Here is a 22,540-nt window from a genome sequence, read left to right on the forward strand (position 1 = left end):
CCGTACAACCACGCCCGCCGCGGCGCTCTCGTCTCATGTCCTGCCGGCTACCTGACCGCGGACCGCTCAGACGCACGGCGTCCAATTCAAGGACTACGCTGCGACGATCCGTCCGCCGTCACCCGGTGCGGCCGGCGGCCACCTCGGCGACAGGCGCGGACCAGCTGTACGCCCGGGTCACCTCGGCAACCGTGATGTCGTACGAGCTATAGAACTCGTCCCGACCGCGCTGCTGGGTCCGGACGTGATCGGGCTGAGACTTCCAGGCCTCGATCGCTTCGTCCGAGTCGAATCGCACCAGCGCCAGCTCGCTCCCGTCCTCACCGGTGAAGCCTTCGATGCTGATGAACCCGTCCATCTCCGAGACGATGGCATACATCTGCTCGAACGCTTTCTCGTACGCTGCTTCGTCCATCCCGGGCCGGTGGCGGTTACGGAACAACACCACGAAACTCATGCTTGCGTCCCCTCGTTCGATACGGCGGCAGCGAAGTCGCGCAGTGGGTACACCGGCAGGCGACCATCGACCGATTGGGAAAGAACCGATTGGATCAATCGCGCTAAACCGTCGTCGGATGCCGCTGCGGCTCCTTCGCACGCCGTGAAGTACTCGTTCAGAAATTCCGTGATCGTCGCGGCCTCGACCGTTGTCTCGCTCGGGTCAACGATCGAGATCAGGAGCATCCCGTCAACTCTGCTCGAGTCTGGATACAGAGCTGGCTGGAAGTATGGGAACGGCAGTACCACCGCCCCAAAGCGGTCGTAGAACCGTACTCGCGCTCGTGGATCGCCGTACCCGTCAGCGGCGGCGTGACAGCGCGGGTCGTCGATCTCCAGCAAAACCATCGATGCCGAGGTCTGTGAACGCCAACGGTGGAGGCACTGCCTCACCAACGCTGATCCGAGGCCTTGTCCGCGGACGTCGTGGCGAGCAGCGAGATAGCCCACGAGCAGCACGCGGCTGGCCGGATATATCTCGGACAGCATTCCCGCGACGACTCGTCCCTCCGCATCAGTCACAACCGCCGCCGGATCACGCCGATCCGGCGATGCGTACACCTTCAGAATGTCGGTGAGCGACATCAACTCGTCGGCAGGGATGGAATTGCGCAGCACTGCATCGAACAGTTGCTTCAGGTGATCGCCCGTTAGCTCGTCGCCCTCAAGTATGCGAAAGCCGTCGGCCAGCTGAATGGACATCGGTCGTCTCCCCCGGTTCCTATCGTCACCCGGGTCATACCAGTGCACAAGTGGTTAGCTTCCAACTTTGACCGCCGAGTGCTCGGCAGCCATCACGGACTCCAGGAAGTGCAATTTGGAAGCGCAGGACAGCTAACGCTGACTGGTTCCAGAAAAGGGGAGGATCCGGGGCCCAACAGTACATCGGTCCACGCCGCGCTCGAAGGCTGGCAAGGCATCATCAAGGAACTGCCCCCGGGGCACTGAGCAACTGCTACAGGCTGAAGGCGATCGAGCGCAGGATCAGTGCCGCGATGAAGACCGCTGTGAAGGCCAGGTCGAGTGACAGGCCGCCTAGGCGGACCGGTGGTAGGACTCGGCGTACTCGGCTGATTACCGGCTCTGTCCAGGCGTGGGTCAGGGTGCGGGCTCGGCTGGCCCATTGAGGGCCGTTCGCCAGGACGCCTGTCCAGTCCAGGACCATCCGGGCGAGCAACACCAGGATGAACGCCGTCAGGATGTACCCGACCAGGGCTCCGATGAGGCTCATGATCAACTCCTCCGTGATGGCCACGCTGACCGTCTTGTCAGTATCAACGGTGCAGGCCACGGAGGAATGTCCCCGGCGCCGACTTCTTAGCGGACTATCAGGATGGTGGGGTTGCCCCTCCGGCGTTCGGAGGGGCAACCCCAGCATGCGATTAGTGGCGGGTAACGGCGGCGTAGGCGTCGACGATGCCGTGGCCGTAGAAGCCGTTGAAGTCTCGCGTTCCCTCACAGAGGGCGTTGAACTCTTCTGAGCGGCCTTCGTTGATGTAGGTCTGGAGTGGCGGGTTCGGGCAGGCGCGTGGCTGCGCTGTGTTCATGAGGATCCGGCCGACCTTGTCCGGGTCCATCCCGAAGTCGCCGTGGCTCTTCTTGCCGAACTGGCTGACGATCAGTGCGGCCACGCCGGTGGCATGAGGTGACGCCATCGACGTGCCTTGGAGCACGAAGTAGTACCCGCACTTGGTGAAGTCCGTGACACCGGCAGGGCACTGCTTCTGCGCCCCGGCCGTGACGCCGGCCGGCGTGATGTTTCCGGCCGCGTCGACCAGGCCGCCGGCCTGCAGCGTGTTCACCGGGTACGTCGACAGGATCAGGTTCCCGTTCGTCCGGAACTGCGGCGTCCCGAAGTAGTCGCGGAACCATCCACCCGGCGCGGAGACCTCGATCTGCTCGAGGCCGTAGTTGGAGTAGTCGGCCTTCGTCGTCGACGGACCGAGCGCCGAGACACCGATCACGTGCGGGCCCTCGACCGGCAGGTCGACGCAGGTCGAGTTGTCGATCGTGCGCGGGTACGCCGTGTTCAGCGGGAAATCAGGGCTGCTGAGGTCGGGCCGCGGCTTGCCGAGATCCTCGTGGTTGTTGCCGAGCGAGCCGACGAGCGTGACGCCGTGGTTGTGCGCGTAGTTCAATGCCCGGTTCATCGCCCGGATGATGGTGCGCTGCTCGGCCTGCTGCTCAGGGCTGTCCGCCGGGTTGTTGGTGCAGTTGTACAGCCACGGGTCGACGTAGAAGGACATGTTGACGACGTCGAGTCCGACATCACCGGCGTACGTCAGCGCGTCGGTGACCGGGCCGAGGAACAGAAAGCCGCTGTCCTGGCCGCCGCGAATCTCCACCAGCGTCACGTTCGGCGCGACGCCGGAGACGCCGACGCCGTTGGCGGCGGCACCGATCGTGCCGGCTACGTGGGTGCCGTGACCGCTGTCGTCCCAGCCGACCGGGTCGACACAGCCGCGGAACTCACACACGCCGTCGATCTCCGGGATGTCCGGCGCGAAGTTGCGGGACAGCTTCCAGTCGAAGTTCGGCGCGATGTCCGGGTTGCGCGCATCGATGCCTGAGTCGAGTACGCCGACCTTGACCGACTTCTTGCCCGGCTGGACCGTCCGCGCCAGATCGGAGCGGACCATCTTCAGACCCCACAGTTGCGCGTCGAGCGGGTCCATCCCGACTGTCTTCTTGCCGACCTTGGCGCCGGACGTGCTGGTGCCGCCGTTCTCGGTCTCGACGGTGCGCGGTTTCTGCTGCGGCACGGTGCCGATCGGCCGGCTGCGGGCCGCGCCCTCGACCGCGCTCGACGCGGACACGCGGCTGACGAAGCCCGACGCGGCCGCCCGCACGGTCAGTGTGCCCAGGTGCGCGTTTTCCTTGACCACTTCACCGCCGGCGGCTTTGACCGCCGCGATGGCCTGGCTACGGTCCGCACCTGTCTCGAGCAGGACCAGATACTCGGTGTCTCCCCCGGCAACGCTCGTAGCCCCGGCGCCGGCTGTGACCGGTGCCGCGAGCGTGGCAGCGACCAAGGCGATAGCCCCTGTCACCACCATCAGATTTCTCCGGACGTCCCTCATTGGTGGATCCCCTCCCCTGAAGAATGTTGCGACGGGGCTCACAGTAAGTCGGAGTACCGCAACCGAGAAGGGGACGACGTTGTCAGTTCCCGAAGCACAAGCCCGCACGACCGCGTCGGTTCCGTCCCATCGCCGGGGTCTTGGCGCGCGGGTTGGTCCGTCGGGTGCGGCATGCTGGGCTGCCTCGCACGATCAGCGTTGACGGAGGGGTGGTCATGGACTGGAAGGATCTGCCGATCGATCATTGCCCGCGGGGTGACGAGGTCGAGACGTTGCAGTTCGCGTTGGACCGGGTGCGGCAGCAGTTCGCGTGGAAGACCGGCGGGCTCACCGCCGAGCAGCTTCGGCAGACGCATCCGCCGTCGACATTGACGCTCGCGGGGCTGATCAAGCACATGGCGTTCGTGGAGGACGGATTCACCGGGCGGGCCGCCAAGCAGCCGCTCGGTCCGCCGTGGGACACCCGCAGCTGGGTCGAGAACGACCGGTGGGGTTGGGAATCCGCGGTCACCGACGACCCGGACGAGCTCTACGCACTCTGGTACGCCGCTGCCGCGCGCTCCCGTGCCACCTGGCAACAGCTGAGTGCGGACGGCGGTCTGGACGCCTTGGTCGAGGACCCGGATCCGGCCTGGACGTCGAACCGCCGACGGATCGCGATCGACCTGCTCGAGGAGTACCTCAAACACACCGGCCATGCTGATCTCCTGCGTGAGGCCGTCGACGGCGTGACGGGCAACGATCCTGACTGACATCGCGGACGCCCTGCGGGATTCGTACGGCGTCCACGTAGCCGAACTGCACCGGATCCCCGCCGGCACCAACACCATCAATTACCGCGTCGTCGACGAGAACGGCCGGCGGTGGTTCGCCAAGATCTACCGCGGCGACCTCGAGCGCGAACGCGCGGCGATCGAACTGACGGAGTTCGCCCGTCAAGGTGAGGTCCCGGTGCCGGTAGTACGGCGAACCCTCGACGGCGACGTGATCTGCGAACGGGCGCCGATGTCGTTGTGGGAGTTCGTCGACGGCGAGACGGCCGAGGGCGGGCTCACCGGTGCTCGCTGGCCTTCGGTCGGCACAGTGCTCGGCCGGCTGCATCGACGGTTGGCCGAACATCCGGCGGCGACGCCGACGAGGCAACCGGCTGTCGGCGTGCGCGATGTCCGCAAGGCACCGCGCTCCTTCGACCGGGTGATCGACGGGTATGCGAGCCGCACGCGCCTCAGCCCGTTCGAGCAGTGGGCCTGGGAGGCCGCCAAGGAGCGCCGGGGACTGCTCGATCGGGCCGGCGCGATCCTCGCGGGGCTGCCGGACCTGACGGTGCAGATCGTTCATGGTGATCTCGCCTCTCCGAATCTGATGCTGCGCGACGACGAGGTCGCCGCCGTGATCGACTTCCAGCCGCCGAGCCCGCGCTTCACCGCGTGGGAGATCGCCCGGATCGGTTGCGACCCGCGGACCGTGATGCTCGGCGACGACTGGATCGACGGGCTGGCCGAACTGCTGGTCGCCTACCGCGACGAACATCCCGCGGCGCACGTCGACGACCTCGTGTCTTCGGCCGCTACAGGGTGTGCCTACACGCTCGCGTCGACGTACCCGCTCGCGGAACCGCTCGACGATCCAGCCGCCGTCACTCCGGCTCTCGAGCTCTACGCCCGGGCGCGTCATCAGGCGGCGCTCGTGATGCTCGAGCGGCTGCCCGACGTACAGGAAAGCTTGCGGGAGCGGCTCAGACCGAGACCTTGAACATGCGCTCGGCGTTGTGCAGGGACTCGGTCACGATGGGCTGGGAGTTGGCGATCACCTCCTGCTGGTACGTCACGAGGTCCTTGTCCGAGGTCAGCGCGCGGGTGAGTCGCGCGGCATCCCAGAGAGCCGTGTTGGCGCCAGCGCCAGCGGCAGGGGTCATCGGGTGTACGGCGTCGCCGAGCAAGGTCACACGCGACGACGACCAGGACGGGACGGTGATGCAGGTCCGCAAGGTGATCGGGAACGCGGCGCCGGGCTCCCCCGCATCGACCAGCTCGCGGATCGTCGGATGCCAGTCGGCCACGGATCGCTCGACGATCGCCCACAGCTCGGCCGGGCTCATCGCGAACAGTTCCTCGTCCGACGCACCGAGCACCGCGTTCGTCCCGGTCAGCACCGCCATCAGATAGTCGCCGTACTCCGCCGGCGGCTCCCGGAACAGCACCGGCGCGAACGCCGCGCCAAGACCGGCTCCATCGCTCGCGAAGCAGAACCCGCGAAGGAAGGCTTCCGGCGCGGTCTCCCGGACGGCCGGAGTCAACGGCACCTTCCCGTAGATGCAGCGCACCCCGATGTCCAGCACGTCGAGCTCCGGCACCAACTGGCCACGCACCCGCGACCCGACACCGTCCGCGCCGACCAGCACGTCCGCGACCGCGGAAGTCCCGTCCGCGAAGGCGATCTCGACCCCGTCGGGCGTCTCGACGTACGACGAAAACTGCTTGCCGAACTGCAGCACGTCACCGAGCCCGGTCATCAACGCGCGACGGAACGCATACCGATCCACCGAGGTCACCGCGTCCGGACCGGCAATCGGGAACACCTGCTCGAACTGCTGGTTCAGCTGGGCGTCGAAGCCCGCCACCAGGTCACCGGGCTGCGTCGCCGTGGCGATCACCCGACGCCGCACCGCGTCCGGCAGCATCGCGGCCATCGCCTCCTCCCCGACCTGGCTGATATGGATTCGGTACCCCTGCTTGCGGTACTGCGGGGAGGGATCGCGCTCGAACACCGTGACGTCCACGCCCGCCTTGAGCAACCCCTGCGCCAGCGCCAGCCCACCGATCCCGGCACCCATGATCGCGACCTTCATCCCCGACTCCAATCATCCGCTCAGACAACTTTGTCATCCGTATGGTTGATTAAGTTAGCACGCCGGATGGAAGTCCGCTAGGATGATTTTCGTGCGGAGATCACCGGATCCTGAGCAGCGACAACGTGACCCCGAGCGCACCAAGCAGCAGTTGCTGGACGCGGCAGTCGTCGAGTTCGGCGCGCACGGGTTCAGCGGGGCGCGGGTGAGCGAGATCGCCGCCCGGGCAGGCGTCAACAAGCAACTGATCTCGTACTACTTCGGCGGCAAGGAGGGGCTGTACCGTGCGGTCGCCGACCGCTGGCGGGCCGGCGAGCCGGATCTCACGGCGGAGACCGACTCCCTCGGCGAGGTGGTCGGGGCGTATGCGAGTGCCGCGATCGCGCAGCCGGACCTGCTCCGCCTGCTCGTCCGCGAGGCCGTCGAGCGGGACACCAGCAACCTGGATCGGGAGGGTCAGCGCGCCCGGTTCCGGGCGATGGTCGCCGACTTCATGCGCCGGCAGGCCGACGGGGAGCTCGCGCCCGACCTGGATCCGCGGCACACCGCACTCGCGTTGTTCGGCCTCGCCGCTGCACCGGTGGTGTTCCCGCAGATCGCCGAGGCGCTGGGCCTCGACGCCGGCAGCGAGGAGTTCGCCGCCGAGTACGCCGACCAGACGGTGAAGCTGGTCTCACACCTGAAAAGACCCTAGATCGCCCCGGAGATGGCGCGGTTGCGGAGTTCGGACTTGTAGGCCTCGAGCGCGATGAGTTCGCCGAACATCCGGTTGTACTCGTCCGCGCGCTCGATCGGGTTCGTCCGCTGCAGCTTCGACTTCAGGTCCTGGATGCGGCGCGCGCACGTCAGCTCCTGCAGCCGCGCCAGCAACGCGAGCGCGTATGGCTCGTCGGGCTCCCGCCCCAACCGCAGCGGATCCACCGCCAGCGCACCGACCACCGCGGCCGCCGGGTCGTTCCCGATGGCATCGCGTACGGCGACCACCCAGGCCTCGCCGGGTGGCGCCGCGGCCGGCCCGCCGATCTTCGCCATCGCGGCCCGGATCGCGCCCAGCCACGGATGCGTGAAGTCGTGGTCGTCGAGCTCGTCGAACGCGACCCCGACCAGCGCCGGATGCTGCATCGCGACCTTCAGCACGTCCCACTCGATCACGAACCGCTGGTCCCGCGGCGACGGGATGTCAGTCCGCTGGACGCTCGGCTGCGGCACGTGCGCCTTGGCCCCAACTGTCTGTGGCTGCACAGTGGTCGACCGGGAAGCCGCCTTGTAGACCTCGGAGCGGACCTGGTCCTCGTCCATCCCGAGATGCCCGGCGAGCTCGCGCGTGAACGCGTCCACCTTCGACCGGTCACGGATGCTGATCACCAGCCGCGCCGCGTCCCGCAGCGCGTCGATCCGGGTGTCGGCCCGGTCCAGGTCGTACTTCGACAGCACGTTCCCCAGCACGAACCGGTACAGCGGGACGCGCCGCCCGATCAGCTCCCGGACCGCGGCGTCCCCCTTCTGCAGCCGCAGGTCACACGGGTCCAGCCCGTCCGGCTCGACCGCGACGTACGTCTGCGCGGCGAACGCCTGGTCCCCCGCGAACGCCTTCAGCGCCGCCCGCTGTCCGGCCTCGTCGCCGTCGAAGGTGAAGATCACCTCACCGCGGAACTGGTCGTGGTCGAGCAGCAGCTGCCGCAGCACCCGCGCGTGATCGTCGCCGAACGCCGTACCGCAGGTGGCGACCGCGGTCTGCACGCCCGCGAGATGACAGGCCATCACGTCGGTGTAGCCCTCGACGACCACGGCCTGCCGGCCCTTCGCGATCTCCCGGCGGGCGAGGTCCACGCCGTACAGGACCTTGGACTTCTTGTAGATCGGCGTCTCGGGGGTGTTCAGGTACTTCGCTTCGATCCGGTCGTCGTCGAAGAGCCGGCGCGCGCCGAACCCGATCACGTCGGACGACGCGTCTCGGATCGGCCACATCAGCCGGCCGCGGAACCGGTCGTACAGCCCGCGCTGGCCGTCGGCGCACAGGCCGGACGCGACCAGCTCCGCGTTCGTGAAGCCGCGGCCGCGGAGGTGGCTGGTGAGCGCCTCGCCGCCGCGCGGCGAGAACCCGACCCCGAACTGCACCGCGGCGTCCTTGTCGAAGCCGCGCTTGTCCAGGAACTGCCGCCCGATCGACGCCTCGGCCGCGCCGAACAGGTTGTCGACGTAGAACTCGGCCGCGACCTTGTGCGCCTCGACGAGCCGCGGCCGCTGGTTACCCGGTCCGCGCTGCACCGGCGCCCCGGAGTCCTCGTACCGCAGCTGGATGCCGACCTTCGCGGCCAGCGTCTCGACCGCCTCGGAGAAGGTGATCTGGTCGACCTTCTGGATGAAGTCGATGACGTCGCCGCCCTCTTGGCAGCCGAAACAGTAGAAGAACCCGCGGGACGGGGTGACGTTGAACGACGGCGACTTCTCGTCATGGAACGGGCAGAGGCCCTTCAGGTTGCCCCCGCCGGCGTTCTTCAAGGTCACGTACGAGCCGACGACGTCGTCGATCCGGGCTCGCTCGCGCACCAGCGCGATGTCCTCTTCCTTGATCCGGCCTGCCACCCCGCGAGTCTAGCCGGGCGGATCACGTAGGTTTGCGGGTATGCCACGTACTCTTCGCCCAGGTCAGCGGTCCGAGCTGTACGTCGTCGACGTCGCGACCGATTCCCACCGGCTGGTGTTCAGCTCGGACGACGTCCTGTTCGAGGCGCCGAACTGGCTCCCCGACGGCACTCTGGTTGTCAACGGCAACGGGCTGCTGTTCCGGGTCGCGGACGGACTCGAGGAGATCGAGCTCGGCGGCGTACCGGCGATCAACAACGACCACGTGGTGAGTCCGGACGGGCGCACGGTGTACGTGTCGGCGAACGACGGGCACGTGTACGCCGTACCGATCGAAGGCGGACCGGGCCGCCGGGTGACGAACGATCGCGGACCGGGCTTCCATCACTACCTGCACGGTGTTTCGCCGGACGGTACGACGCTCGCGTACATCGGGCTGGAGTGGGTCGACGACCAGCGGATCACCAACGTGTGGACGATCCCGAGCGCGGGCGGCGCCGATGTCCAGGTGACCGACGACGACTTCGCCGACGACGGATCGGAGTACGGTCCGGACGGCGACTGGATCTACTTCAACTCGGAGCGCGCCGGTCAGGCCCAGCTGTTCCGGATCAGGGACGGTCACGTCGAGCAGCTGACCGACGACGAGCGGGTCAACTGGTTCCCGCACCCGGCACCGGACGGGTCGGCGATCGCGTACGTGAGCTTCCCGCCCGGCACCGAAGGACACCCGGCCGACATCGAGGACGTCCGGCTGAGACTGCTGATGAAGGACGGCGAGATCCGCGAGCTGACGAGCCTGTTCGGCGGCCAGGGCACGATGAACGTACCGAGCTGGTCGCCGGACAGCGCGTCCTTCGCCTACGTCACCTACCCGCTCTAGACCTCCGCGAGGTCCACGGACGTGTCGGCCAGGCGGGCCGGGTCGACCTCCTTGCCGGAGCGGATGAGGTCGCGGACCGCGTCGATGGCACCCCAGGTGTTGACGTGCATGCCGGCCAGGACGTGGTGGTCGTCGTCGACCCAGAACGCCACGTAGGCACCGGACTTCGGGTCGCCGCGCAGGACGACCTGGTACGACGTTCCGCGCGGGACATCCCCGGCGTACTCCATCCCGAGGTCGAACTGGTCGGTGAAGAAGAACGGGATCGCGTCGTGCGCCACGTCCTGCCCGAGCATCGCCTTCGCGGCCGACGCGCCGGTGTCCTTCGCGTTCTGCCAGTGCTCGACCCGGACGAACCGCCCGAACAGCGGGTGGTCCCAGCGGACCACGTCACCGGCGGCGTACACGTCCGCGACCGAGGTCTGCAGGTCCGCACCGGCGACGATGCCCGAGCCGTTGTCCGGTGTCGCGACCTCGATACCGGCCGCCTCGGCGAGCTCGGTGTTCGGCCGTACGCCGACCCCGACCACCACCAGCTCCGCCGGAATCACCTCACCGCCGTTCACGCGCACCCCGGTGACCTTGTCGGTCCCCTCGAACCCTTCGACTCCGGTCCCGAACCGGAACTGCACCCCGTGCTGCCGTTGGAAGTCGGCGAACAACTCACCGACCTCTTCACCGAGTACGGCGGCCAGCGCGGTGGACTGCGGTTCGACGACCGTCACCTCGCACCCGCGCTCGCGAGCAGCCGACGCCGCCTCGAGCCCGATCCAGCCGGCACCCACCACGACCACGCGCGGCTTCGCGGCGTACGCATCGGTCAGCGCCTGCGCCTCCTCGGCCGTCCGCAGGTAGTGCACGCCCGGCAGGTCTGCACCCGGTACGTCGAGCTTGCGGACGCGACTGCCCGTCGCGATCAGGAGCTTCGTGTACGACACCTGCGAGCCGTCGTCGAGCGTGACCGTGTGCGCGGCCGGATCGATCGCGGTGACCGTGGCACCGAGGCGCAGGTCGATGTTGTTGTCGTCGTACCACTGCTGATCGTGCAGCTGCGCGGACTCGGTCTGTTCCTTGCCGAGCAGGACGCCCTTGGACAGCGGTGGTCGCTCGTACGGCAGTGACTGCTCACTGCCGATCAGGACGATGCCACCACTCCAGCCACCCTTCCGGAGGGCCTCGGCCGCGGTCGCTCCCGCGAGACTCGCGCCGACGATCACGAACTGCTCTGCATCAGCCATGCAACGAACCTTAGTCCTCGCCGACCTCTTGCCGCGGGCGACGCGGGTGACTACTTTGTCGCAGGACATCCCACGTCCTATGACCTCCCGGGAGAGCCATGCGCGTTCTCGTACCAGGCCGTCTCGCGGCCGCCGCCCTGCTGGTGTTCACGACCCTCACCGCGCCGCCGGCCCACGCCGGCGCAGCGCCCTTTGTCGACGACAGCGTGCTGTTCAAGCAGAAGACCGAGGGCTACTCGTGCTTCCGAATCCCGGCCGTCGTGCACGCGACGAACGGTGACGTGCTCGCGTTCGCCGAGGGCCGGGTGGCGGACTGCGGTGACGACGGCGACATCGACATCGTGCTCAAGCGGTCCACCGACGGCGGCAAGACGTGGGGACCGTTGCAGGTGGTGTCCGACGGCAACGGCAGCACGCACGGCAACCCGGTTCCGATTGTTGACAATCAGACTGGCCGGATTGTCCTCGTGACGACGCACAACGGTCCGGAGCCGTGCACCAACGGCTGCGACCGCGACCCGTACGTCCAGACCAGCGACGACTCCGGCGCGACCTGGACGGCGCCGCGAGAGCTGACCGACGCGAAGCTGCCGAGCTGGAACTTCTGGTACGCGACCGGCCCGATGCACGGCATCCAGCTCGAACACGGCCCGCACGCCGGCCGGCTGATCGTCGGCGCCAGCTTCGAGACGTACGACGGGGCCGGGCCGCATGTCTACGGCACCCACTTGCTGTACTCCGACGACGCCGGCGAGACCTGGCACATCGGCGCAGCGACATCTCGCGACGACGGGAAGGTGATCGCGCAAGAGGTCACCGTGGTCGAGCGCAACAACGGACAGATCTACGCGCTAGCCAGGGAACGCGGCACCGATCCCGGGAACCGCGCGTACGCGATCAGCAGCGACGGCGGGGCCAGCTTCGACGCACCGTTCCGGACCATCCCGAAGCTGGTGATGCCCGACGTCCAAGGATCGCTGCTGCGGTTCGACAGGCACCAGATCCTGTTCTCGGCGCCGGCGCATCCGGCCGCGCGCGAGGTGATGACCGTGCGGTCGTCGTACGACGAAGCGCGATCGTTCAGCACGTGGCAGCAGGGGAAGGTCTTCTACTGGGGGCCGTCGGCGTACTCCGACATGGTCCGGCTGGACGGTGACGAGGCCGGGTTGCTGTACGAGGCCGGCGTCGCGAACCCGTACGAGTCGATCCGCTGGGCGCGGTTCAACGAGGCGTATCTGGCGACGCCGAACGGGACGCCGCCGGGCATCCCCGGTCCGCCCGCGCCCGGGCCGCTGACGCCCGACACCGGGCCGGCGCGCAATCCGGCGTACGTGCGCGGCGGCGCGACTGTTGCCGCAGGCAAGTTCGGGAACGGACTCGCGCTGGACGGGGCGGACGACTACGTCGAGGTGCCGTACGACCGGTCGATCGATCTGGGCGCCGACGACTTCACGATGATGGCGTGGATCAAGTACGGCGCGACGACCGGGACGCACGCGATCCTCTGGGCGTACCGGACCGGATCGGGCAGTACGCCGCAGGTGTGGTTGCGGGCGGAGCCGGAGAGCAAGCGGATCCGCGCGTTGCTGTCGGTCGATCGTTTCAACGTGACGGTCCAGTCGGCGTCGGCGTACAACGACGACCAGTGGCATCACGTCGTACTGCAGCGGGTCGGCGGGAAGTTGCGGTTGCTGGTCGACGGCACCGAGGTCGGCTCGGCGACGGCACCGGCCGGATCGGTGACGGCGGGCAAGGAGTTCGGCGTACAGGGCATCCACGTCGGCCAGCGCGTCGACGGCGTCAACCGCTTCCGGGGGTCGCTCGACGAGGTCCGCGTCTATCGCCGGGCACTCACCGATTCAGAACTCACGCAGATCCGGGAAACCAACAAACCCATCACGAACAAGCTGGGCCTAGACCTTCCCCTCGACAAGGTGAGCGTGCCAGGTCAGGGCTGAGGGGTCGGTGAGGGAGGCTACCTGGTCGACGATGACGCGGAGGCGGGCGTTGTCGTCGGTCGCCTCCGCGAAGTCGGAGCGGAATGGGGCGTCCAGGTGCCGCGGGGCCGTTTTCCACAGGGCTTCCACGAGTTCGGTGAGAAGCTCGCGCTGGATGGCCCGGCGGGCCTGGCGTTCCGGTGAGTTGAGGACGTGGAACATGCCGACGCCCTTCAACAAGCCGATCTCGGTGCGGACGCCGTCCGGCACCACCAGATCGGCCTCGTACCGGATCAGCCGGGACCGGCCGAACACGGCGTGTGTGGCCTGCTCGGCGGCGGTCGCGAACCGCCCAATGAGCTGGCTGGTGACATCCTTGAGCGCACCCAATGCCTGCCTGCTGTCGTCGAACGCGGCGCGCGGCCAGTAGTTCAGCGCCTTGAGCCGAGCCCAGCCCTCGTCCAGCTCGGCATCGGTTGCCTCCGGCAAATACATCTGCCGGACCGTCTCCCAGTACGGCGCCGGCTCGGCATCGACCGCGGCGAGATCGATGTGGTGCGCGACGATCCCGTCCTCGACGTCGTGCACCGAGTACGCCACGTCGTCGGCGAAGTCCATCACCTGCGCCTCCAGGCAGCGCCGCTCCCCCACGCCCTGACGCAACCAGGTGAAGACCGCGAGGTCGTCGTCGTACACCCCGAACTTGCGCTCTTCCGGCCGTCGCGGCCACGGGTACTTCGTCGCGGCGTCGAGTGTCGCGCGGCTCAGGTTGAGGCCGACGCTGCGTCCGTCGGCGTCGAAGGTCTTCGATTCCAGCCGAGTCAGCAGTCGCAGCGTCTGCGCGTTCCCCTCGAAGCCGCCGATCTCCGCGGCGACCTGGTCCAGCGCGCGCTCGCCGTTGTGACCGAACGGCGGATGCCCGAGATCGTGCGCCAGACAGGCCGCGTCCACGATGTCCGGATCGCAGCCGAGCGTCGCCGCCAGCTCGCGGCCGATCTGCGCGACCTCGAGGCTGTGCGTCAACCGGTTCCGCACGAAGTCGTCGCTGCCCGCCGTCACCACCTGCGTCTTGGCCGCCAGCCGTCGCAACGCCGCACTGTGCAGCACGCGCGCCCGATCACGAGCGAACGCAGTCCGCCCCGGTCGCTTGACCGGCTCGGCAACCCAGCGCTCTGCGTCGTGCTCGTCGTACCACTCATGCTGCTTCCTCATTACCGCTCACAGTAGCGGCGACCACCGACAGTTTCGCGACCTTCAGATGGCCACGCAGTAACGCATCCAGATGACGCCGTCCTTGAACACCTCGGTGCCGGCGTGCTGGAGGTTGAGGCGTCCGGTGTCGTACCAGCGGTCGCCGCCGATCAGCACCGGATGCACGAGGAGCGCGAGTTCGTCGATCAGTCCGAGCGCCAGACAGGCCCGCAGCAGTACGCCGGACGTATCGACGCGGACGGTCTGCACACCACGGCGACCCAGGACGTCGAGCACCTCGACGAGATCGACCTGGTCGTACCCGGTGATCAGCTCACGGGTCGTCGCGTCCGGCGGTCGCTCCGGCGTCTGGTCGGCGTACAACGCAAGGACGCCGGACCAGTAGCCCAGCTCCCGCAACGAGTCCCAGCTCCGGACCCGCGCCCGCTCGTCCACCACCGCGAGCAGCGGGCCTTCCGCCCGCGGACCGCGCCGAGGAGCCGCGAGTACGGCGCTCTCCTGGGCGAGGATCGTGCCGGCGTCGATCAGCGTCACATCCTCCTGCCACAGCGACGCCAGCGCATAGAACCGCGCGAGGTCGACGTCGAATCCCGACGTCACCCCGTCCAGCGAAACCGCCAGCTGAGCCACCACATGAGGCCGCATGTCCTCAAACCTAGGGGCGCCCACCGACAAATCCGTATTGCAGAGACTCCTTTGCAGAGACTACTCTGCATTCATGCGACGGATCGATGCCCGGAGTCTGCGCGGTCTCGCCCACCCGCTCCGGATGCGCATTCTGGAGGCGATCGAGCTCGACGGGCCCGCGACGTCGAGCACCCTGGCGACGCGGCTCGGCGAGAACACCGGCACGATCAGCTGGCACCTGCGGCTGCTCGCCGAGCACGGGTACCTCGTGGAGGACCCCGACCGCGGCACGAAGCGCGAGCGCTGGTGGCGGATCCCGGGCCGGACCGTCCTCGATCCGTCCGAATTCCTCGACGACCCCGAGACCCGCCGTGCGCTCGACGTGTACCTGCGCGATCTCGTGGAGCGCTATTACGACCGCGTCCGCACGTACGTCGACGAGGACTGGCCGGGCGAGTGGCAACAGGCGGCCGCACTGTCGGACTGGCGGGACCTCCGGCTGACTCCGGCGCAACTGCGCGCGCTCAACGAGGAGGTCGCCGCAGTCATCGATCGGTACGCCGACTCTGGCTCTGACTCTGGCTCGGCGGCCGAACAGGCTGACGGCTCGGAGCGTGTGATCGTCCAGCTGCAATCGTTCCCGCGCCGCTCATGAGCCTGCTACGAACGCACCGCGACTTCCGCCTCTTCTGGATCGGCGAGACGATCAACCGCTTCGGCAGCGCGACGTCGTCGGTGGCCCTGCCGCTCGTCGCGATCTCGATGCTCGACGCAACAACCTTCGAGGTCGGCCTGCTGACCGCGGCTGCGTGGGCACCGTGGCTCCTGATCGGCCTGCCCACCGGCGCCTGGATCGATCGGGTACGTCGACGTCCGCTGATGCTCGCCTCCTCGGCGGTCTCCGGCCTGCTGCTCGCCGTGGTTCCGCTGGCCGGCGACCTGTTGACGATCGAGTTCCTCTTGGTCATCGCGGGACTCGTCGGAGCCGCGTCAGTCGTCTTCCAGACGGCGTACACCGCCTATCTCCCCACGCTTCTGGATCCGCCCGATCACGCTGAGGGCAACGCGAAACTGCACGGCAGCGCGTCGGCCGCGCAGATCGCGGGACTCGGGTGCGGTGGCCTCCTGGTCCAGTTCGCGGGGGCGGCGAACGCGTTGCTCGTCGACGCGGGCAGCTTCCTGGTCGCCCTCGGTTGTCTCGCCGCGATCCGCTTCCGGGAACGCCGTACGAACGCGCCGCGGCGGGCCGGCGCGATCCGGGAAGGCATCCGGCTGGTCGCGCACGACGTCTGGCTACGGACGCTGACGATCTTCGGCGCGGTCTCGAACCTCGCCTTGATGGGCTATCAGGCGATCGTCGTCGTGTTCCTGGTCCGCGAGGCCGGTCTGACTGCCGGCACTGTCGGCGCACTGATCGCGGCGGCATCCAGTGGCGGTGTTCTCGGCGCGCTCGTCGGCCGCAAGATGATGCGGTTCGGTACGGCGCGTGCGCTGCTGCTGTGCGAGCTCGGCCTGCCGACCTTGGCGTTGCTGATCCCGTTGGGCGGCGCGAGCCCGTGGTTCTATCTGGTCGGCGCGTTCGGCGTGAGCCTGGGCGTGGTCGGCGGAAATGTCGTGAAGGCGACCTTCCTGCAGTCCTACTGCCCGCCTGACCTGTTCGGCCGGCTGACCGCGACGAACGCCTTCGTCAACTACGGCACCATCCCGCTCGGCGCCCTGCTCGGCGGAACGCTCGGCCAGACTCTCGGCCTCACCCCGGCACTCTGGATCACGACAGCCGGCGTACCGCTGGCCGGTCTGGTCCTGCTCGCCTCACCGATCCGTGGGTGCCGCGACCTGCCGACTCACCAAGGGACCGGCACACCGGGAACGACCGCCGACTCCAGCCGGATCCGCACCGCCTGACGCGCGCGTTCGTACCCCGCCTCGTCGTTGTGCAGGATCGAGGCGAGGTTCGCGGCCTCGTAGTACGCGTTCAGGTCGAACGCGAGCTGCACCGGATCGGCCGCGAGCTCGCCCCGTTCGACAGCCTCGGCGACCGCGGTCTCGATCAGGTCCATCCACTCGTGATGCACGGCCGCGAGGTACTCGTGCACGGCGCCGTCGCGCGCGGAGAACTCGTGCGAGACCTTCTGGAAGAAGCAGCCGCCCGGGAACACCCGGCTCCGCGAGTAGTCCAGCCAGTGCCGGCTCAGGGCCCATACCCGCCCGAGACCGGGCTCGACCTCGTACGCCGGAACCACGACGTTGTCGGCGTAGATCCGGCGCGCGGCCCGGACCGTCGCCAGCTGCAGCTCCTCCTTGGAGCCGAAATGCGCGAAGAGCCCGCTCTTGCTGATCCCGAGCTCGGTCGCGAGCCGCCCGATCGACAGGCCCTCGAGCCCGTCGACCGACGCGATGTCGACCGCGCGGCGCAGGACGGCGCGGCGGGTCTGGTCACCCCGCGCCAACCGTCCGTCGACCTTCTCCACGATTCCCGATCCTAAGTCCCGTTGACTGCTAGCCTGTGCGAAACTAATAATACGACCGTTCGTATAGTTTGCCGGAGGGGATGTCATGCAGAAGCTGGTCAGTGTCGGATTGCAGACAATCGGAGTGTTGTCACCGCGGCTCGGCGGACGGCTCGCGTTCAACCTGTGGCGGCGCCCGCTCGCCCGCGGCCGGGTCCGCCCGGAGGAGCAGGCCGTCCACGACACCGCCCGGGTGGAGATTGTCGACAATGTGAAGACCTACACCTGGGGCGACGGCAACCGCCCGGTGCTCCTCGTGCACGGCTGGCGTTCCCGCGCCTCGCGGTACGCCGGATTCATCACCCGCCTGCTCGAGCTCGGGTACAGCCCGGTGTCGTACGACGCCCCGGCGCACGGCGACTCGGACGGCGACGTCGTGTCGATCCTCGGCCACCAGCGGATCATCCGCGCGCTGGAGGAACGCCACGGCCCGTTCGAGGGCGTGATCGCGCACTCGCTCGGCGTACCGTTCGCGTTGTACGCCGTCCGCGAGGGCGTCCCGGCCAAGCGGCTGGTGATGATCAGCGGCGTCGCGGACTTCGGCTACCTGGCCGACACGTTCTGCGCCCAGCTCGGCCTGAGACCGAAGATCAACCAGCAGCTCCGACGACAGATCGAGCGCGGGTACTTCGACGGCGACGACCAGATCTGGACGCGCTTCTCGGTGACCACCGGCAAGCTCGAGCTCCTGGTGATCCACAACGACGAGGACGAGATCGTCGACCCGGCGCAGGCCCAGGTGCTGCTACGGAACTACGGCGACCGCGCGCACTTCCTGCCGACGACCGGCCTCGGCCACCGCCGGATCCTCTCGGACCCGGCGGTGATCACCGAAGCGGTCACATTTCTCCAAGACCAAGACCAAGACCAGGATCAGGACTCAGATGTCCCGGAAGGTCTCGATCTGAGCGCCTAGCGAGTTCAGGCGGGCGGCCAGGTCCTCGTAGCCGCGGTTGATCACGTAGACGCTGCGCAGGACCGACGTACCCTTCGCGGCCAGCATCGCGATCAGCGTGACGACGGCCGGCCGGAGCGCCGGCGGGCACATGATCTCGGCGCCCGAGAAGTGCGTCGGGCCCTCGACCATCACCCGGTGCGGGTCGAGCAGCTTGACCCGGCCGCCGAGCTTGTTCAGGTCGGTGAGGTAGATCGCGCGGTTCTCGTAGACCCAGTCGTGGATCAGCGTCTGTCCGGTGGCGATCGCCGCGATCACCGCGAAGAACGGCAGGTTGTCGATGTTCAGGCCCGGGAACGGCATCGGGTGGACCTTGTCGATCGGCGCGTGCAGCTTCGACGGCCGGGTGGTGAGGTCGACGAGCCGGGTCCGGCCGTTCTCGGCGAGGTACTCCGTACTGCGGTCGTAGTCGAGCCCCATCTCCTCCAGCAGCGCGAGCTCGATCTCCAGGAACTCCACCGGCGCGCGCCGGATGGTGATCTCGGACTTCGTGACGATCGCCGCGGTGAGCAGGCTCATCGCCTCGATCGGGTCCTCGGACGGCGCGTAGTCGACGTCGACGTCGATGTCGGCCTTGCCGTGCACGGTCAGCGTCGTGGTGCCGATGCCGTCGATCTTCACGCCGAGCAGGTCGAGGTAGAAGCACAGGTCCTGGACCATGTAGTTCGGGCTGGCGTTGCGGATCACCGTGACGCCGTCGTACCGGGCGGCGGCCATGATCGCGTTCTCGGTCACGGTGTCGCCGCGCTCGGTCAGCACGATCGGCTTGCCCGGAGCGATCGCCCGGTTCACCAGCGCGTGGTACTGCCCGCCGGTCGCCTTCACCTCGAGACCGAACGGGCGCAGCGCGGTCAGGTGCGGCTCGACGGTGCGGGTGCCGAGGTCGCAGCCACCGGCGTACGGCAACTCGAAGGCGTCCTCGCGGTGCAGCAGCGGGCCGAGGAACATGATGATCGAGCGGGTCCGACGGGCCGCCTCGGCATCCATCGCGCTCAGGTCGAGGTGCGTCGGCGGGATGATCTCCAGGTCGCCGGCGTCGTTCAGCCAGGTGGTCTTGACGCCGATCGAGTTCAGCACCTCGAGCAGGCGGTTGACCTCTTCGATGCGCGCGACCTTGCGCAGCGTCGTACGGCCCTTGTTCAGCAGCGAGGCGCAGAGCAGCGCGACACCGGCGTTCTTGCTCGACTTGACGTCGATCGCGCCGGACAACCTCCGGCCGCCGGCGACGCGGAGGTGGACCGGACCGCCACCGAGAGAGACAATTTCTGAATCGAGCGCCTCGCCGATCCGGGCGAGCATCTCGAGGGTGAGGTTCTGATGACCCTTCTCGATCCTGTTCACCGCACTCTGGCTGGTGTTCAGTACTTCCGCGAGCTGCGTCTGCGTCCAGCCACGATGCTTGCGGGCGTCCCGGATGAGGTTTCCGATCCGGCTCAGGTAGTCATCGGTCATGGGCGGGACCATATCTCACATGTGAGATACCGCTGCACCGACCCGCCGGTGCCGGCGTAGCGAATGTCACGCGCGCAAAGGTTCTGGGGTCGCGAAGGACCCACATGACCTGGTGAAACGCCCAGAGCCTACAGTTACCCCCAACTCCCGCCGCCACCCGGAGAGGACCCAGCAGATGCCCGACGACACCTCCGCCGCGGTGGTCAACGAGTTCGAGGCGGAGTCGTGGCCGCTGGAGGCTGCCGCGGACAGCCTGCACCAGGTCATCGACGGCTTCCACAACGGGGACACCCGGCCGCTGGTGATCGGCGACGGCGACCAGCCGGTGCTCGTGGTGCTGGCGATCGCCGACCTGGCCGACTTCCGGGCCCGGATCGCGGACCTGCTGGGCAACCCGGTCGACGCCGGCTGGCTGCGGTACTACCTGCGCTCCAACTTCGACATGAGCTCCGAGCGGCTGGTCGAACTGCTCGGCGTGGACACGGACCACGGGCTGTCGTCGCTGGCCAGCCAGGTGAACGTCGAGCAGGCTGCGACGCTGATGTCCGACCACGTACGCCGTACCGAGGCCGGCGGCAACCCGCTGATGCTGATCGGCGACGGGACGATGGCGACCGCCGCGCTGCTGTCCTTCCAGGCGTTCCAGGTGCTGCTCGCGATGGAAGGCGACGGCAAGGGCGAGGACGACTCCTGCGCGCACGACGACGAGGAGAAGCCGACCACGCCGCTGGAGGTGCTCGCCGAGCGGATCGGTCCGGTGTCGACGCAGCTGGTCGCACAGATCAACGCCGGCCGCGAGCTGGGCCTCCCACGGTACGAGCTGCACTTCGAGGACGACCTGGTCGAGCACCTGCGCGACCTGGAGGCGCGTGCGCAGAAGGCGCCGGGCGGTGGGGCGTACGACGAGCTGAACGGGCTGCTGCACCAGTTCGACCAGATGCGCAGCGGGCTGGTCGAGGCGGAGGCCGAGGAGGAGCTGGACGAGGCGCCGTACCTCGAAGCGTCCGACCTCAAGGCAGCGCTGCCGGACATCCGGGACGCGTTCCGCGACGGCGCCGACGACCCGTACCTGGTCGGCCTGGACGGGCGGCCGATCGCGGGGCTGATCTCGTTCGACCTGTACGAGGAGCTGCAGAAGGTCTCGGTCGAAATGAACGGGACGGACGAGGCACCGGTCCTCCCGCTGCCCGAGCCCCGCTGGGAGAACGGCCCGCGGCTGTTGCCGTTCGAGGTCGCGCTCGAGATGTGCGAGGCCGTCATCGAGGACCTCACCAACGGCGAGGCGTCGATGCTCTTCATCGCCGACGAGGACAACGAGCCGGAGCTCGTCCTCGCTCCCCTGGTCTGGCTCTGGGCGTACGTCGACCACCTGAACATGGAAGGCGCCGGCGCCTGACCCGGTGGGGACTGGCCCGCCTGGTGTTCGAGGGCGCGGGCCGAGCGATCAGCTGAAGGGGAAGAGGGGCTGCCATTCGGCGAGGGTGGCGATCTCGTAGACGTCGGCCGGGGTGTACGGGTCCTTGGCGAGGATGTCGCGGAGCTCGGCCTCGTCGGCGACGTCGTACACGAGCAGCGCGCCGGTCTGATCGGCGAACGGTCCGGCGGCGACGAGCTTGCCGTCGGCCTTCAGCGCGGTGAGGTACTCGCGGTGCGCCGGGCGGACCTCCATCCGGCGGTCGGTCTGGGTGACGTCGAAGCGCAGCTGCACGACAAATTGAGCCATGCCCCAAACCCTACGGCATGACCCAGGGGCCTTGGAAACAAGGAGATTTGGTGCGGGAAAGGGAGTCACGAGCCGCCACAGCGGCTGGTTCAGGTCAGACCCGAAAGTCGACGAGTGATCTCCCTTCCCGCCCGGATATTCTCACCAGCCGACGGCCTCCTACGCAAGGGGTTGGTTAAGGGAAATTCCTACAGACAGTTGATTCAGATAACGCTTCGTGACCGAACCTCCGGCCGCGTCGATGAGCGCGCCGATGCACCCGTACAGTCCGTCACGCCGGTCCGTTGTCAAGGCCCGATGACCCGAATACGAGGACAGAAGTTCGAGGTACGCGGCCGTCGAATAGGCCGCGTCCCAGGCATAACTGCGGAACTCCACGGACCCGAAAAGCTCCGTCTCCCCGAGCCCGGCCGGATCCTTCGGTACGTCGTCCGCGGCTGGCAATCCGTCCTTCGCCGGATCGTCGGTGAACCGGTCGTAGCAGGACTGCACGTCGACGAAGAACTGCTCGGAGCCGCCCGCGACATGATGCGTCGACACGACCGCGAGCGCGCCGCCCGGTCGCAGCCCGTCCACACAACGCTGAATCCGCGTCGCCGGATCGAGCCAGTGGAACGCGGTCGCCGAGATCACCAGGTCGTACGACGCCGCAGGCAACTGCCAGGTGTCGAAGTCCGCGACGATCACCTCGACCGTCGGGAACTTCCGCTGCAGGACCTCGGCCAGCCCAGGACTCAGTTCAACCGCGGTGACCGACCAGCCGCGCTCCACCATAGCGGCGGTGGCCTGGCCGGTCCCAGGGCCGATCTCCAGTACCTTCGGGCGCTCACCGAGCAACTCGGCGAGATCGTCGTACAGCTCGCCTGGGTAGCCAGGCCGAACGCGATCGTAGAGCTCGGCATCTTCCCCGAACGTGCTACGCAGACTCTCCCGACTCACACCCCGACGCTAGCCGCCCACTTTGAGAAGCCACCAACCATTTCGCGGGCCG

22 protein-coding genes are annotated in these 22,540 nt (G+C 68.1%); 9 read left to right on the forward strand and 13 right to left on the reverse strand.

Translation table 11 applies throughout. The features are described from left to right. Positions 1-118: 118 nt before the first annotated feature. The 4 genes from ACLJOO_RS17490 to ACLJOO_RS17505 form a co-directional block, all read right to left on the reverse strand. Positions 119-457 carry an antibiotic biosynthesis monooxygenase family protein gene (locus ACLJOO_RS17490; protein WP_410788217.1) on the reverse strand — a complete coding sequence of 113 codons (339 nt, stop codon included), beginning with the start codon at positions 455-457 and terminating at the stop codon, positions 119-121. Continuing rightward, the gene (locus tag ACLJOO_RS17495; RefSeq protein ID WP_410788218.1) at positions 454-1,200 is read right to left on the reverse strand and encodes a GNAT family N-acetyltransferase; all 747 of its coding nucleotides are present in this window, start codon (positions 1,198-1,200) and stop codon (positions 454-456) included. Before ACLJOO_RS17495 ends, ACLJOO_RS17490 begins: the two co-directional genes overlap by 4 nt. 253 nt (positions 1,201-1,453) lie before the next feature. Beyond that, a complete protein-coding gene (locus tag ACLJOO_RS17500) occupies positions 1,454-1,729 on the reverse strand; it encodes a YggT family protein (RefSeq protein WP_410788219.1) in 276 nt (91 codons plus the stop codon). A gap of 151 nt (positions 1,730-1,880) precedes the next feature. Then, positions 1,881-3,554 carry a S8 family serine peptidase gene (locus tag ACLJOO_RS17505; protein ID WP_410788220.1) on the reverse strand — a complete coding sequence of 558 codons (1,674 nt, stop codon included), beginning with the start codon at positions 3,552-3,554 and terminating at the stop codon, positions 1,881-1,883. 239 nt (positions 3,555-3,793) lie between these two features. Here ACLJOO_RS17505 and ACLJOO_RS17510 point away from each other — a divergent pair, with 239 nt between their 5' ends. Continuing rightward, entirely contained in the window at positions 3,794-4,330 is a 537-nt protein-coding gene (locus ACLJOO_RS17510; protein WP_410788221.1) for a DUF664 domain-containing protein, read from the forward strand. Between the two features lie 55 nt (positions 4,331-4,385). Then, the gene (locus tag ACLJOO_RS17515) at positions 4,386-5,330 is read left to right on the forward strand and encodes a phosphotransferase enzyme family protein (RefSeq protein ID WP_410788686.1); all 945 of its coding nucleotides are present in this window, start codon (positions 4,386-4,388) and stop codon (positions 5,328-5,330) included. On the opposite strand, the gene ACLJOO_RS17520 is transcribed toward ACLJOO_RS17515, so the two are convergent. Next, positions 5,314-6,426, reverse strand: a complete 1,113-nt coding sequence (locus ACLJOO_RS17520) for an FAD-dependent oxidoreductase (protein ID WP_410788222.1) — start codon at positions 6,424-6,426, stop codon at positions 5,314-5,316. The genes ACLJOO_RS17515 and ACLJOO_RS17520 overlap by 17 nt on opposite strands. Positions 6,427-6,517: 91 nt before the next feature. Between ACLJOO_RS17520 and ACLJOO_RS17525 the strand changes: the two genes are divergently transcribed. Further along, positions 6,518-7,120, forward strand: coding sequence for a TetR/AcrR family transcriptional regulator (locus ACLJOO_RS17525; RefSeq protein WP_410788223.1), 603 nt, complete (start codon positions 6,518-6,520; stop codon positions 7,118-7,120). Here ACLJOO_RS17525 and dnaG read toward each other — a convergent pair. Next, entirely contained in the window at positions 7,117-9,012 is a 1,896-nt protein-coding gene (dnaG, locus tag ACLJOO_RS17530; RefSeq protein WP_410788224.1) for a DNA primase, read from the reverse strand. The genes ACLJOO_RS17525 and dnaG overlap by 4 nt on opposite strands. A 40-nt stretch (positions 9,013-9,052) precedes the next feature. Here dnaG and ACLJOO_RS17535 point away from each other — a divergent pair, with 40 nt between their 5' ends. Beyond that, positions 9,053-9,895 (forward strand): TolB family protein, encoded by an 843-nt coding sequence (locus ACLJOO_RS17535; protein WP_410788225.1) that lies wholly within the window; start codon positions 9,053-9,055, stop codon positions 9,893-9,895. Here ACLJOO_RS17535 and ACLJOO_RS17540 read toward each other — a convergent pair. Next, positions 9,892-11,133, reverse strand: a complete 1,242-nt coding sequence (locus ACLJOO_RS17540; protein WP_410788226.1) for an NAD(P)/FAD-dependent oxidoreductase — start codon at positions 11,131-11,133, stop codon at positions 9,892-9,894. The two genes, ACLJOO_RS17535 and ACLJOO_RS17540, sit on opposite strands and share 4 nt — an antisense overlap. Positions 11,134-11,231: 98 nt before the next feature. On the opposite strand from ACLJOO_RS17540, the gene ACLJOO_RS17545 reads away from it, so the two are divergent. Next, positions 11,232-13,091, forward strand: a complete 1,860-nt coding sequence (locus tag ACLJOO_RS17545) for an exo-alpha-sialidase (RefSeq protein ID WP_410788227.1) — start codon at positions 11,232-11,234, stop codon at positions 13,089-13,091. Here ACLJOO_RS17545 and ACLJOO_RS17550 read toward each other — a convergent pair. Together ACLJOO_RS17550 and ACLJOO_RS17555 are read right to left on the reverse strand one after the other, a co-directional pair. Beyond that, complete coding sequence (locus ACLJOO_RS17550) at positions 13,047-14,282, reverse strand: deoxyguanosinetriphosphate triphosphohydrolase (protein ID WP_410788228.1); 1,236 nt, start codon at positions 14,280-14,282, stop codon at positions 13,047-13,049. The genes ACLJOO_RS17545 and ACLJOO_RS17550 overlap by 45 nt on opposite strands. Positions 14,283-14,324: 42 nt before the next feature. Next, positions 14,325-14,927, reverse strand: a complete 603-nt coding sequence (locus tag ACLJOO_RS17555; RefSeq protein ID WP_410788229.1) for a dihydrofolate reductase family protein — start codon at positions 14,925-14,927, stop codon at positions 14,325-14,327. A gap of 73 nt (positions 14,928-15,000) precedes the next feature. Between ACLJOO_RS17555 and ACLJOO_RS17560 the strand changes: the two genes are divergently transcribed. Then, positions 15,001-15,564, forward strand: a complete 564-nt coding sequence (locus ACLJOO_RS17560; RefSeq protein WP_410788230.1) for an ArsR/SmtB family transcription factor — start codon at positions 15,001-15,003, stop codon at positions 15,562-15,564. Further along, positions 15,561-16,814, forward strand: a complete 1,254-nt coding sequence (locus tag ACLJOO_RS17565; RefSeq protein WP_410788231.1) for an MFS transporter — start codon at positions 15,561-15,563, stop codon at positions 16,812-16,814. Before ACLJOO_RS17560 ends, ACLJOO_RS17565 begins: the two co-directional genes overlap by 4 nt. Here ACLJOO_RS17565 and ACLJOO_RS17570 read toward each other — a convergent pair. Next, positions 16,754-17,380, reverse strand: a complete 627-nt coding sequence (locus ACLJOO_RS17570; RefSeq protein ID WP_410788232.1) for a TetR/AcrR family transcriptional regulator — start codon at positions 17,378-17,380, stop codon at positions 16,754-16,756. The two genes, ACLJOO_RS17565 and ACLJOO_RS17570, sit on opposite strands and share 61 nt — an antisense overlap. Before the next feature lie 85 nt (positions 17,381-17,465). Between ACLJOO_RS17570 and ACLJOO_RS17575 the strand changes: the two genes are divergently transcribed. Next, a complete protein-coding gene (locus ACLJOO_RS17575; protein WP_410788233.1) occupies positions 17,466-18,335 on the forward strand; it encodes an alpha/beta hydrolase in 870 nt (289 codons plus the stop codon). On the opposite strand, the gene ACLJOO_RS17580 is transcribed toward ACLJOO_RS17575, so the two are convergent. Beyond that, a complete protein-coding gene (locus ACLJOO_RS17580; RefSeq protein WP_410788234.1) occupies positions 18,300-19,826 on the reverse strand; it encodes a helix-turn-helix domain-containing protein in 1,527 nt (508 codons plus the stop codon). The two genes, ACLJOO_RS17575 and ACLJOO_RS17580, sit on opposite strands and share 36 nt — an antisense overlap. Before the next feature lie 175 nt (positions 19,827-20,001). Between ACLJOO_RS17580 and ACLJOO_RS17585 the strand changes: the two genes are divergently transcribed. After that, positions 20,002-21,222 (forward strand): hypothetical protein, encoded by a 1,221-nt coding sequence (locus ACLJOO_RS17585; protein WP_410788235.1) that lies wholly within the window; start codon positions 20,002-20,004, stop codon positions 21,220-21,222. A gap of 48 nt (positions 21,223-21,270) precedes the next feature. Here the strand turns inward: ACLJOO_RS17585 and ACLJOO_RS17590 are convergent, their stop codons facing one another. Beyond that, positions 21,271-21,549, reverse strand: coding sequence for a YciI family protein (locus ACLJOO_RS17590; protein ID WP_410788236.1), 279 nt, complete (start codon positions 21,547-21,549; stop codon positions 21,271-21,273). A gap of 159 nt (positions 21,550-21,708) precedes the next feature. After that, a complete protein-coding gene (locus ACLJOO_RS17595) occupies positions 21,709-22,488 on the reverse strand; it encodes a class I SAM-dependent methyltransferase (RefSeq protein ID WP_410788237.1) in 780 nt (259 codons plus the stop codon). Positions 22,489-22,540 lie beyond the last annotated feature (52 nt).

It is taken from the genome of Kribbella sp. C-35 (assembly GCF_046549195.1).
Taxonomy (GTDB): Bacteria; Actinomycetota; Actinomycetes; order Propionibacteriales; family Kribbellaceae; genus Kribbella.